Source organism: Nocardia sp. NPDC059180 (genome assembly GCF_042754945.1).
GTDB lineage: Bacteria > Actinomycetota > Actinomycetes > Mycobacteriales > Mycobacteriaceae > Nocardia.
Genome location: NZ_JBHZBU010000006.1, coordinates 346,769 through 359,658 on the forward strand (window position 1 = coordinate 346,769; position 12,890 = coordinate 359,658).

Consider the following 12,890-nt stretch of genomic DNA (forward strand, 5'->3'; position numbering starts at 1 on the left):
GAATCGCTGCCTCAGGTCGGGATGGCGAGCGCGAAGGGCAGCACTGCCGGAGCTCCGGCAGCGCGTAGCTGATGTGCGGCAGCGGTGAAGGTCCATCCGGAGTCCGTGAGGGCGTCGACCAGCAGGATCGGGCCGTCCATCTCCCCGAGATCTGGTAGTTCCCACAGGTTGTGCAGGGCAGCGACCCGATGCGCGGAATTGACCGCGGACACCGGTGGCCGGTCGGGCCGCACTCGCATCGTGCCGAGGTCGCGGAGTTTGCCGATCTCGGCGAGCCGGGCCGCGACGCTTGCGGCCAGCGCCGGATGCGTCGGCGATTCCAAGGCCAGTACGGAGGTGGGCCGGGTATCCCAATCCCAGTCGCGCAGTACGGCGATGCACGCCTGAACCACCGCGTCCGGAACGGGCCCATCCGGGCCGTCGAGCAGGGCCCGCAATCGCTGCCCCCAACCGAGCGCACTCAGCCTGCCGAGCACCCGGCCGGTTTCTGCGCCACCGGAGATCTTGCCGGACAAGGGGATACCGAGCTTGGCCATCCCGGTCGGCCACATCTTGCGCGGCGCCAGGTCGATGCCGGGGCGATCGAGGCGGGCACGGGTGGAGGCAACCTCGTCGGCGTCGACGGCGGTGTCCGGACGTGTGCCGGTGCAGTTGTCGCAGCGGCCGCAATCGGCCGTGCCGGGTGCCGCGGCCTGCAAGCCCGGGTCGTCGAGCTGGCCGCGGAGGAACACCATGCGGCATCCGGTCGTCGATTGATAGTCGATCATCGCTTGCTGCTCGGCGGACCTGGCCGCCTCCAACCGCTCGTAGCGTTCGGTGTCATAGGCCCACTCCTGGCCCGTGGACAACCAGCCGCCGCGCACTCGCCGCACCGCACCGTCGACGTCGAGCACCTTCAGCACCATCTCCAGCCGCGACCGGTTCAACTCGACCAACGGCTCGAGGGCAGCCGTGGACTGCGGACGGTCGATGTCGAGCGCCGCGAGCACCGAACGCACGATGTGCTCGCTGGGGAAAGCGACGGAGGCGAAGTAGCTCCAGATGCGCGCGTCCTCGGGGCCGGGCAGCAGCACGACCTCGGCGCGCTCGGTGCCGCGTCCTGCACGCCCGACCTGCTGGTAGTAGGAGATCGGGGAAGAAGGCGCACCGACGTGCACCACGAATCCCAGGTCCGGCTTGTCGAATCCCATACCGAGAGCCGAGGTGGCGATCAGCGCCTTGACCTCGTTGTTCAGCAGCGCGGCCTCTAGCATCTCGCGCTCGGCCGGATCGGTCTGCCCGGTGTAGGCGGCGACGGTGTGCCCGTGCGAGTTCAACACGTCGGCCAGATCCTGTGCGGCGGCGACAGTGAGTGTGTAGATGATTCCCGAGTCGGGCAGTTCACCCAGATGGCGGCTCAGCCACGCCGTGCGCTCGACGGCGTCGTCGAAGCGCACCACCGACAGATGCAGCGATTCACGATCGAGGGTGCCGCGCAGCACCAGGGTGTCGGTGCCGATCTGGGTGGCGACATCGGTGACCACACGGTCGTTGGCGGTGGCGGTGGTGGCCAGCACCGGCACATCGGACCCGAGGTCGGCGATCAGTGTGCGGATACGTCGGTAGTCGGGCCGGAAATCATGGCCCCAATCCGAGACACAGTGCGCCTCATCGATCACCACCAGGCCCGCGTCGGCAGCGAGTTTCGGTAGCACCTGATCCCTGAAGTCGGGATTGTTCAGCCGCTCCGGACTCACCAGCAGAACATCCACCTCACCTGCGGCGACCCGTGCATGGATATCGTCCCATTCGGTGACATTGCCGGAGTTGATGGTCGCCGCCACCACCCCGGCACGTTCGGCAGCGGCCACCTGATTGCGCATAAGCGCGAGCAGCGGCGACACGATCACCGTCGGACCACGCCCGGCCGCACGCAGCAGCTTCGCCGCGATGAAATACACCGCCGATTTACCCCAGCCGGTGCGCTGCACCACCAGCGCCCGCCGCCGGTGCACCACCAGCGCTTCGATCGCGGTCCACTGGTCCTCACGCAACCGCGCCCCGCCACCGGCCAGCTCCCGCAGCAGACCCTCGGCCCGCTCACGCAGCCCGGCAACGTCGATACCCGTCGTTGTCGTCCCCTCAGCTGTGTTCATGAGGGCCATGGTGCACCAACCCGCCGACAAGATCACGGGAGGGCTGCGAGTCCGAGCCGTAACGGGCGGATCTGGGTACTCCTGGGGACAATGAGGTTGATGACGAGGGGCCACCGGGCTCGTAGGACCTGGTAGGAGGACGTGATGCCGGATAATTTCCAGTCGCCCGCGGGGTGGTCGCCGCCGGGAGCCCAGTTCCAGAACCGTGGCTCGTTCGGCCGCACTCTGATCGGGACCGTGGTCGGGTTGGTGGTGACGCCGATCGGCATAGGAATCGCCGCACACGGCTCGCTGACCACCAGCCGATGGTGGGATTCGGTCGACCGCTGGAGCGCACCCGGTCAATCTGTGCTCGGCGCGATCCTGCTGCTCCTGGTGGCGGTACTGGCCGCGTACTCACCTGCGGCGACCATGATCGCCGGCCTGATCTGGGGCATCATCCCCGGCATCATCCAAATCCTCTTCCCCGACGACACCTTCCGCCTCATCGGCGACATACCCGTCCTCACCGCCGAACTCCACGTAGCCCTACACGCCTGGCTGGTCAGCGGAATGGTCCTCATCGTCGGAACCCTGCTGTTCGGCGCGGGAGTGGTCGCGACCCTCAAACGCCGCTGAGCGGTTCCCGGCTGGACCTATACGGCCCGGTCGGGGGAGCTTCTCGCTCTTTGACCCAGAGCACTTGACGCAGGTTGCTGCGACATTTCACAAGTATCAGGGTGCGGTAGTTCCGTGACGTGAAGTGAGTCCGAAGCGACGGAACGGCACGTCGGCCAACCTATAGCGCGGCTCTCTGCGCACGGGTATTCTTGTGTGCGAGGGTATCTCGTAACAGCACATCATAAGGCTGAGATCGCGCCTGCCTTTCTGCGTTCCGAACTGCGATAGCCGATAACGGATAACGATGGCGCCGTTGAGTTTGCGCTTTAGGGGGAATTTTGCCTGCACTTGACCCAACAGTGCCTGGTGTGGCGTACATGATCGGACTATTGCAGACCGACGGATCGCACGAGGGAAGTATCGAAGCCAAAGGGAGGGTTTCGCTCGAATTGGCGATTCGAGACGAGCGAATTCTGGCGCGCATTGCCGAGATTCTCCCTTGCTACTCGTCCATCAAGTACCGAACTCGCACAACCAACTTCGCGGAAAACCATCAGACGGCCACCTTGTGGTTCTTCGATAAGGAAGTACGGCGGTCGATAGCAAGCCTGGGTGTGTCCGTAGGCCCGAAGTCGGGGATTATTCAGCCACCGGGCGAACCGTTTGCCGAACCGGACTATCTGCGCGGACTGCTCGACGGGGACGGCTCGGTCGGATTCACTTGTAAGGGTGAACCATTCATCAGCTTCGTGACTTCCAGCGCTGCAGCAGCCGAGTTCTTTTGCTGGATAGTAAAACGAGTCTGTGGGGTGACGAGAACGGCCAGGCGCAACAAACGGGACGGGGTCTTCAATGTGATGGTGAAGAACATTGCGGCAGCCCAGCTCGCGGCGTGGGTGTGGTACTCACCTGGAGTGATCAGCATTGATCGCAAGCGAGCGGCCGCGACGAAGGTCGCCGCCTGGGCTCCCGCTGCCGAGAAAGCCGGTCGATACGGTGTGACGAGGCGGGCGTGGACAGCTCACGACGATGAGATCATTTTGACTCACGAGCAGACGATGGCCGCAGAGATCTTGGGACGCACCATGTCCAGCGTATCGGTTCGCAAATGTAGGCTCCGGCAGATGAAGCTGAGAATGGGTACCACGGGGGTCTCGAACTCCGAATGATGCCCGCATCTCCGGCCGAACCGCAGTGGCTCGGCTGGAGCGTAGCTCACCCCTTGATGCAGACCACCTGACGCAGGGTCGCCACCACGTCGACCAGGTCACGCTGGGCGGCGATGACCTCGTCTATGTCCTTGTAGGCGGCGGGGATTTCATCCACGACACCGGCGTCCTTGCGGGACTCGACGCCTTCGGTTTGGGCGATCAGATCGGCGACGCTGTACCGCTTCTTGGCCGCAGTACGGCTCATCCGCCGCCCCGCGCCGTGCGAGGCGGACTGGAACGAGTCCGGGTTTCCCTTGCCCCGCACGACATATGAGCGAGTGCCCATCGATCCGGGGATCAACGCGAGATCACCCTTACCTGCCCGTACGGCGCCCTTTCGGGTCACCAACATCGGCATGCCGTCGATGATCTCCTCGGCCACATAGTTATGGTGGCATGAGATCGGCGCATCGTACCGGACCGAGCGATCGGCGAACTCGTCGCGGACTGCGCGGCACACCAATGCCAGCATCACCGCACGGTTGCGGGCGGCATATTCCTGGGCCCAGGTTAGGTCGCGGCGATAGGCGTCCATTTCCGGAGTGCCCGAAAGGAATACTGCAAGATCACGATCCGGCAGGCCGACATTGTGTGGCAGCGCCCGAGCTGCAGCCATATGCCGCTCGGCGAGTTCCTTGCCGATATTCCGGCTTCCGGAATGCAGCAAGATCCATACCGCGTCGTCCTGATCCAAGCAGAGCTCAATAAAGTGATTTCCTTGGCCTAGCGTTCCCATCTGCTTATGAGCTTTGGACTCACGCGACCACACGCTCCTATCGAGGTCCGCGAACGACCCCCAGAACCGATCCCACCCCGAACGCAGCGTCGCGGTGCTCGCACCGAGAGCGGAGACCTCCGCACCGATCCTGCCGACATTCACCGGGTCGTCGTGCCCGTGGAACCCCACGGGTACCGCGGCCTCGATGCGGCTGCGCAGGGAATGCAGGTTGTCGGGTAGGTCGGCGGCGGTGAGGTCGGTCTTCACGCTTTCCATACCGCAGCCGATGTCCACGCCGACGGCGGCGGGTGCGACGGCGTCTTTCATGGCGATTACCGAGCCGACTGTTGCTCCCTTGCCGAGGTGCACGTCCGGCATGACGCGGACGCCGTGGACCCATTCCAGTTGCGCGATATTGCGCAGCTGTTGCAGCGCGGCGTGTTCGATATCGTGCTCGGAAGCCCACATCAACGTCCGCGCCCTGGTACCGGGCAGCTCGACGGGAAACATCGTCTCGGTCCTTTCATTACTTGCGAATTCGCTTCGCCTTACACATTCAACGGTAGGCACGGCAGCGCTTCGCCGCATCTGAATATCGGTGGGAAGCACTATCGCCAGCGGTTCGAGGGTCGCGCCGAATCGGCGAACAATCAGGCAGCAGCCGAGCGCGCCCGCGCCCTCGGTAGGGCGGAGCATGCACGGTGCTCGCCGTGAGCGACGGGCTCGTCTCGGTCAGACGAGGGCGGGAGGCACGAAGGCCGTAGATGGCGGATTACGGCGCCGGGTGGGCGTCTCCGAGTGCGGCGTTGATCTCGGCGCGATGGGGAATCGAGGCGCTCGCACCCAGGCGGGTGGTGGCCAGCGCTCCCGCCGCGCAGGCGAAACGCAGGGCCTCGGCCGGGCCCCGATCCCACGACACGGCGAGCGCTCCGGTGAAGGTGTCGCCGGCGCCGGTCGTATCGACCACCTCGACTGCCGTGCCGGGTACGGAGAGTTCCTGGCCGTCGGGACCACGGTAGCGAGCACCGTCCCCACCGAGCGTCACCACGACGTGGGGGACCGGGTCGAGCGCAGCTCCGAGCGCGGTGAACTCGCCGGAATTGACCACCGCTACGTCGACGTCGGCCCACAGCTCGGGTGGCAGCTCACGGGCGGGTGAGGGATTGAGCACGACGATGGTCCCGTTCGCCCTCGCATGCCGAGCCGCAGCGGCCACGGTGGGCACCGGAATCTCCAACTGGCACAGCAGGATATCGACGGAAGCGATCACCGCAAGATCGTCATCATCGAGCTCGGTGAGCGCGGCATTGGCACCACCCACCACGATGATGCTGTTCTCCCCGTCCGCATCCACCACGATCGCGGCGATCCCGCTCGGCCCATCAACCGACCGTAGCCGCGCGGTCCCCACCTCGGAGTCCCGCAATACCGCCCGCAGCCCGTCGGCGAACACATCCCCGCCGACCGCGCCGATGAACTCGACCTGTCCACCGCTCCGCCCCACCGCAATCGCCTGATTCGCGCCCTTACCGCCAGGAACCATCGCGAATCCACTGCCGAGCACCGTCTCACCCGGTTGCGGCCGCCGGTCGGTGGTGGTGACCAGATCCATGTTGATGCTGCCGAGTACCGCGATCACGGGCGCACGTCCGTCGGTCATACCGGCACGGTAGCCGCAGGCGGGTGACCCGCGCCGCCCATGTGACGGGGAATCGCGGAGTTGAGATCGACACCGCGAACGCCGGTCCGATGGTGAATCCGGCCACTTGCTCGAGTTGACGCGCCCGAGCCGACGTCATGAGCGCCGCGGAACGTGGACCTGCGGCGCGGACGAGTTCAACGGCAACTGTCAACGCGTCGCCGACCGTCTCACCAGCGGACGTCGTTCACCACCGCACCGTGATCCCCGCTTCGCGGGCCAGGCTCGCGGCCAAGCCGAGGAGATCGCCGCCGTCCACCGTGGCGCCGCGCAGGCTGGTCACCCCGTTGATGTCGGCCAGCGTGCAGTCGGTGAATCGGAGGTTGTGCCGTGCTCCGGTCCCGGTGAAGCGGGCGCCGGTCAGATTGCACCGTTCGAAGGCGACGTTGCGGAATTCGACACCTTCGAAATCGGTCTGGCGCAGATCGCAGTCGCGGAAGACGACGGTGCGCAGCTTGGAGTAGCGGAACGAAGTGAGGTCGGCGCGGGTCCCTTCGAGCAGGACGTCACGCCAGGTACCCGCGGTCCACGACATGCCGGTCAGCCTGCTGGTGCTGATCACGCATTCGGCCATCGAGCATTCGTCGGCCTCCAGGTTGGCCAGATCGCAGATCGATAGTTCGGATTCGTAGAAGGTGACCCCGCGCATGATCCCGCCGAGTCGGCAGCTGTCGAACCGGCACCCTTCGAGCCCCAGCGCGTGGGTCTGCGGCCTGGACAGATCGCTGTCGGAGTAGGCGACGTCGTCGATGGTGGTGTCATCGTCGAAATCGTCGCGCGGTGATTGCGCGGGCCGCCGCTCGCGTGGTTTCGGCGCGCTGGGCACGACAGGGACGTCGCTGTTGCGAGGGACTGCCACCGTTTCTCCGCTCCTGTGTCGTGGACTATGGACCGCACCCGGCAACGTACGGGAAGCCACCGACAGCCGCCGTGACCAGCGGCGTCCGTAGCCCGCGGCGCGATGATCCGGAGTCGTTGCGGCTGCGTAGTCTGTAACCCATGACGTTAGGACAGGCAGCCGAGCTCGATATCCGTGAGGCCGTGCACGACGCCGCGCGTAAGGCTCGGGTCGCGTCACGTGCGCTCGCCCAGTTGACCACCGCCGAGAAGAACGATGCGCTGCACGCAGCCGCCGATGCGCTTCTCGCCGCAGCCGACCGGGTGCTGGCCGCCAACGCCGAGGACATCGCGACCGCGCAGGCCGCGGGCACCGAGGAATCTCTGCTCGACAGGTTGCGGCTGACGAAGCCGCGCATCGATGGCATCGCCTCGGGCCTGCGTCAGGTCGCGGGCCTGCCGGATCCGGTCGGTGTGGTGGTGCGCGGTTCGACGCTGCCGAACGGGCTGGAGATCCGCCAGGTGCGGGTGCCGCTCGGTGTGGTCGGCATGGTGTACGAGGCGCGGCCCAATGTCACCGTCGACGCGTTCGGGCTGGCCTTGAAGTCGGGTAACGCCGCGTTGCTGCGTGGCTCGTCGTCGGCTGCCCGATCGAATGCCGCCCTGGTCGAGGTGCTGCGTGAATCGCTTGTCGAGCAGGGTATCCCCGCCGACGCCGTTCAGCTGCTGCCCAGCGAGGACCGTTCCAGCGTCACCCATCTGATCCAGGCGCGCGGCCTGGTCGATGTGGTCATTCCGCGCGGTGGCGCCGGACTGATCAACGCAGTCGTGCGCGACGCGCAGGTGCCGACCATCGAGACCGGCACCGGCAACTGCCACGTCTACGTGCACGCGGGCGCCGATCTGGATATGGCCGAGCAGATCCTGATCAACGCCAAGACCCGCAGGCCGAGCGTCTGCAATGCGGCCGAGACCGTGCTCATCGATGCCGCCATCGCCGAGACCGCCGTACCGCGGCTCACCAAGGCGCTCGAGGACAACGGCGTCACCATCCACGGTGATCTGCCCGGTCAGGTGCCCGCCACCGACGCAGATTGGGGCGAGGAGTACCTCACCCTCGATATTGCGCTGAAGGTCGTCGACGGTCTGGATGCCGCGGTCGAGCACATCAACACCTGGGGGACCGGCCACACCGAGGCCATCGTCACCGCGGAATCGGCCGCTGCCCGCGAGTTCACCAGCCGGGTCGACGCCGCTGCGGTCATGGTGAACGCCTCCACTGCCTTCACCGACGGCGAGCAGTTCGGATTCGGCGCCGAGATCGGCATCTCCACCCAGAAGCTGCACGCACGGGGCCCGATGGCGCTGCCCGAACTCACCTCCACCAAGTGGATCGTGTGGGGCGACGGCCAGGTCCGTCCGGTCTGAGCCGGGGCACCGATCCGCCGTCCCGTAGCGTGGGGCTGGTAGTCGCAGGAAAGGGACGCGGTGGTGGATCGCTCGAATTCGGATCAGGTTCAGGAGCCGATCTTCGCGTCGGTGGACGAGGTGATCGATCGGCTCGCCGAAACCGGTTACCTGGCCGACAAGGCCACCGCCACGTCGGTGTTCCTGGCCGATCGGCTGGGCAAACCGCTGCTGATCGAGGGCCCGGCCGGTGTCGGCAAGACCGAGCTGTCGCGTGCGGTCGCGCAGACCGCCGGTGCGGAGCTGGTGCGCTTGCAGTGCTATGAGGGCGTCGACGAGGCCCGCGCGCTCTACGAGTGGAACCACGCCAAGCAGATCCTGCGGATCCAGGCCTCCAGCGAGAACGACTGGGAAGAGACCAAGGCCGACGTCTTCACCGAGGAATTCCTGCTGGCGCGGCCGCTGTTGACCGCGATCCGCCGGACCGAGCCGACGGTGCTGCTCATCGACGAAACCGATAAGGCAGACGTCGAGATCGAGGGCCTGCTGCTCGAGGTGCTCAGCGATTTCGCGGTGACGGTGCCCGAACTGGGGACCATCACCGCCGCGCACAAGCCGTTCGTGGTGCTCACCTCCAACGCCACCAGGGAACTGTCGGAGGCGTTGAAGCGCCGCTGTCTCTACCTGCATCTGGATTTCCCCGACGCCGACCTCGAGCGTCGCATTCTGGCCAGTCGGGTGCCTGAGCTGCCCGAGGCCGTCGCGCAGCAGCTGGTGCGGATCGTGCACGTGCTGCGCGGTATGCCGCTGAAGAAGCTGCCCTCGGTGGCCGAGTCCATCGACTGGGGCCGCACGCTGCTGGCGCTCGGCATGCAGGATCTCGACGACACCACGGTGCGCGCGACTCTCGGTGTGGTGCTCAAACATCGCAGCGACCACGAGCGTGCGCTGGCCGAGCTGAAACTGGCCTGAGCCGATGTCCGCGCGATCGGCACCCGCGCAGTCGCCGAGTTTCCAAGCGCCGCACGGGATCGCGGGCCATCTCGTCGGTTTCGTCGAGGCGTTGCGGGCCCGCGGTGTTCCGGTGGGTCCGTCGGAGACGGTGGACGCAGGCCGGGTCCTGACTGTGCTCGATCTGATGGACCGCGAGTCGGTCCGGGAGGGTCTTGCCTGCGCGCTGCTGCGCCGCTCCACGCACCGCAGTACTTACGACGGGCTGTTCGACCTCTGGTTCCCCGCCGCGATCGGCGCTCGTACCGATTCGGTCGACGATGTCGAGATCCCGCGCACGCCATCGGGCAACGTCGATATCGAGGCGCTGCGTGAGCTGCTGGCCGAGCTGTTGACCGAGGAGGGCGCCGCCGCCCAGCTGGAATCGCTGGCCGGCCAGATGGTCGAGGAACTGGGGCAGTATCAGTCCGCGCGCGGCCCGTCGTTCTCCACTTATCAGGCGCTCAAAGAGGTGCAGCCGCAGACGTTGCTGGCCAAGATCCTGGCCGGCTTGGCGCGGCCCGACGCGAGTGCCTTCGATACCGAGGTCGCGCGCCGCGCCGCACGTCAGCGCATCACCGGCTTCCGTGCCACCGTGGACGCCGAGACCCGCAGGCGTGTCGCCGAGCGGATCGGCCGGGAGCGGGTCGCCACTTACGGCGTCGCCCGTCAAGCCGAAGAGGTGGATTTCCTGCGCGCCTCGGAGTCGGAGTTGGCCGAGCTGCGTCGCAGTACCCAGCGGCTGGCCCGGATTCTGGCCTCGCGGTTGGCGGTGCGGCGCAAGCATTCCCGGCGCGGGGAGATCGATCTACGGCGCACATTGCGTAAGTCGATGTCCACCGGCGGGGTACCGATCGATCTGGTCAGTCGTAAGCCGCGGCCGGGCCGCCCGGAGCTGGTGCTGCTGTGTGATGTCTCCGGTTCGGTCGCCGGCTTCAGCAATTTCACCTTGCTGCTGGTGAGCGCGTTGCGGGAGCAATTCTCCCGGGTGCGGATCTTCGCCTTCGTCGATCAGACCGATGAGGTGACCCGGTTCTTCGATGCGCGAACGCAATTGGACGAGGCGATGAAGCGCGTGTTCACCGAGGCCGACGTCGCCGGGTTCGACGGGCATTCCGATTACGGCAGCGCGTTGGCCGGGTTCGCCGAGAAGTGGCCCGATGCCGTCACCAGCCGCAGCTCACTGCTGATCCTCGGTGACGCGCGCACCAACTATCGTGATCCCGACCTGGAGACGCTGCGTGGTCTGGTGGAGGTGGCCAAGCATGCGCACTGGCTGAATCCGGAGCCGACAACCCAGTGGGGATCGGGTGATTCGGCGGCCGATAAATATCAGCAGGTGATCGAGATGCACGAGTGCCGGTCGGCAGCACAGCTGACGGCGGTGGTGTCGCGGCTGCTGCCGGTGTGACGATGAGCGCTTGTTAAGCGAATCTTATGGTGTTGCCGCGACAATGCCCGAATGGTCAACACAGCTCCGGCGGACAACAACTATTCGTTCCAGGTCGATCTGCGCGGCATCGTGGATCTGCTGTCGCACCACCTGTACTCGAGTCCGCGGGTCTACATCCGGGAGCTGCTGCAGAACGCCGTCGACGCCGTCACGGCCCGCACGAAGCTCGACCCCACCGCGCCCACCGCGATCCGGCTGAGGCTCGACGACAGCGGTCTGCGCATCACCGACCCCGGTATCGGCCTCACCGAGGCTGATGTGCACCGGTTCCTGGCCACGATCGGCCGCTCGTCCAAACGCGATGACATCGAGGGCGCCCGGCGGGAGTTCCTCGGCCAGTTCGGTATCGGCTTGCTCGCCTGCTTCACCGTCGCCGAAACGATTCGCGTAGTCACCCGTTCGGCCGCTGATGCCGAGGCCGCGCCCGTGGAGTGGATCGCCGCGGCGGACGGCACGTATGTGCTGCGTGCGCTCGAACCAGGCGAATACCCCGAACCGGGGACGACCGTCGAACTGACGCCCCGTCCGGGTTCGCAGCCGTGGTTCACCGCCGAACGCGTGCTGGAACTCGTCGCCGACTACGGTTCGCTGTTGCCCTATGAGGTGACCGTCGAAGCCGACGCAACGGTGGTCCGGGTGACCGATCCACCGCCCATCTGGCGGCGCTCGTTCGACTCGCCAGCGCTGCGGCGGGCCGCGCTGTTCGACTACGGCGAGCGGGTTCTCGGTTTCCAGCCGCTGGACGTCATCGACCTCAATGCCGAGCTGGCCGGGGTCAGTGGTGTCGCGTATGTGCTGTCGCAACCGGGCAATCCGGCCGAGTCCAGCGCCCACCGTGTGTATCTGAAGGGGATGCTGCTCGGCGACGCGGTGCGCGGGGTGCTGCCGGACTGGGCGTTCTTCGTGCGCTGCGTCATCGATACCGATTCGCTGCGCCCGACCGCGTCACGCGAGGGTCTTTACGAGGACGAGCGACTGGCAATAGTCCGCGACGCGCTCGGTGAGCGTGTGCGGGACTGGCTTACCGAGATCGCCGCCGAGCAGCCCGAACGGCTGGCCGCGTTCCTGTCGGTGCATGCGCTGGGCGTCAAGGCCATGGCCAGGCATTCGACCGAACTGCTGCGGATCATGTTGCCGCATCTGCTGTTCGAGACCACGGAGGGGCGGATACCGCTCACCGAGTTCGTCCGCAAGCATCCGGTGGTGCGCGTCAGCGCGTCGGTGGAGGAGTTCCGGCAGGTCGCCCAGACGGCGTCGGCGCAGGGCATCGGCATCGTCAACGGCGGCTACACCTATGACGCCGAACTGGTCGCGCTGCTGCCGCAGGTCGTGCCCGGTGTGGAGGTGGTCGAGCTCGATGGCGCCGCCGTGACCGCCGCGCTCGACTCGGTGGATCCGGCCGAGGAGCTGGCGCTGGCGCCGGTCCTGGCGACCGCACGCATCACACTCGATCCGCTCGCCTGCGATGTGCTGCTGCGTGCCTTCCATCCGGTGTCCGTGCCTGCGCTCTATCTCGACAGCCGTGGCGCCAGGAACGAACGCGCCCGGGCCGATACCGCGGCCGATGCCGACGATCTGTGGTCCGACATCCTCGGCGCGCTCGAATCCGCGACACCACGCGCACAGCTGGTCCTCAACTATCACAGCCCGGTGGTGCGCAGGCTGGCCCGCATCGGCGATCCGGCGTTCCTGAAAACCGCCGTGGAATCGCTGTACGGGCAGGCACTGCTGATGACCCACCGGCCGCTGCGGCCCGCCGATACCGCGCTGCTCAACCGCGCGTTCGGCGAGTTCCTGAGCTGGGCGACCGAGCGCGCCGTCGACGGCGGGGAGAACTGAC

The 12,890-nt window shown here is 66.6% G+C and carries 10 protein-coding genes; 6 read left to right on the forward strand and 4 right to left on the reverse strand.

Annotated features, from left to right (window positions below; all coding sequences use genetic code 11):
• Positions 1-11 precede the first annotated feature (11 nt).
• Complete coding sequence (locus tag ACFXNW_RS20870; protein WP_379419371.1) at positions 12-2,144, reverse strand: RecQ family ATP-dependent DNA helicase; 2,133 nt, start codon at positions 2,142-2,144, stop codon at positions 12-14.
• 135 nt (positions 2,145-2,279) lie between these two features.
• On the opposite strand from ACFXNW_RS20870, the gene ACFXNW_RS20875 reads away from it, so the two are divergent.
• Positions 2,280-2,753: a hypothetical protein gene (locus ACFXNW_RS20875; protein WP_379419372.1), complete on the forward strand. Its 474-nt coding sequence runs from the start codon at positions 2,280-2,282 to the stop codon at positions 2,751-2,753.
• A gap of 350 nt (positions 2,754-3,103) precedes the next feature.
• A complete protein-coding gene (locus tag ACFXNW_RS20880; RefSeq protein WP_379419373.1) occupies positions 3,104-3,904 on the forward strand; it encodes a hypothetical protein in 801 nt (266 codons plus the stop codon).
• Positions 3,905-3,950: 46 nt separating this feature from the next.
• On the opposite strand, the gene ACFXNW_RS20885 is transcribed toward ACFXNW_RS20880, so the two are convergent.
• From ACFXNW_RS20885 to ACFXNW_RS20895, 3 genes are all read right to left on the reverse strand, one after another.
• Positions 3,951-5,174 carry an RtcB family protein gene (locus ACFXNW_RS20885; RefSeq protein WP_379419374.1) on the reverse strand — a complete coding sequence of 408 codons (1,224 nt, stop codon included), beginning with the start codon at positions 5,172-5,174 and terminating at the stop codon, positions 3,951-3,953.
• Positions 5,175-5,436: 262 nt separating this feature from the next.
• Entirely contained in the window at positions 5,437-6,324 is an 888-nt protein-coding gene (locus ACFXNW_RS20890; protein WP_379419375.1) for a ribokinase, read from the reverse strand.
• Between the two features lie 226 nt (positions 6,325-6,550).
• The gene (locus tag ACFXNW_RS20895) at positions 6,551-7,222 is read right to left on the reverse strand and encodes a pentapeptide repeat-containing protein (RefSeq protein ID WP_379419376.1); all 672 of its coding nucleotides are present in this window, start codon (positions 7,220-7,222) and stop codon (positions 6,551-6,553) included.
• 140 nt (positions 7,223-7,362) lie between these two features.
• On the opposite strand from ACFXNW_RS20895, the gene ACFXNW_RS20900 reads away from it, so the two are divergent.
• From ACFXNW_RS20900 to ACFXNW_RS20915, 4 genes are read left to right on the forward strand one after another with little or no spacing between them, the layout of a single operon-like run.
• Positions 7,363-8,628, forward strand: coding sequence for a glutamate-5-semialdehyde dehydrogenase (locus ACFXNW_RS20900; protein ID WP_379419377.1), 1,266 nt, complete (start codon positions 7,363-7,365; stop codon positions 8,626-8,628).
• Between the two features lie 60 nt (positions 8,629-8,688).
• Entirely contained in the window at positions 8,689-9,579 is an 891-nt protein-coding gene (locus ACFXNW_RS20905; protein ID WP_379419378.1) for an AAA family ATPase, read from the forward strand.
• A gap of 4 nt (positions 9,580-9,583) precedes the next feature.
• Positions 9,584-11,008 (forward strand): VWA domain-containing protein, encoded by a 1,425-nt coding sequence (locus ACFXNW_RS20910; protein ID WP_379419379.1) that lies wholly within the window; start codon positions 9,584-9,586, stop codon positions 11,006-11,008.
• A 51-nt stretch (positions 11,009-11,059) separates the two neighbouring features.
• Positions 11,060-12,889, forward strand: a complete 1,830-nt coding sequence (locus ACFXNW_RS20915) for an HSP90 family protein (protein ID WP_379419380.1) — start codon at positions 11,060-11,062, stop codon at positions 12,887-12,889.
• Position 12,890: the final 1 nt, after the last annotated feature.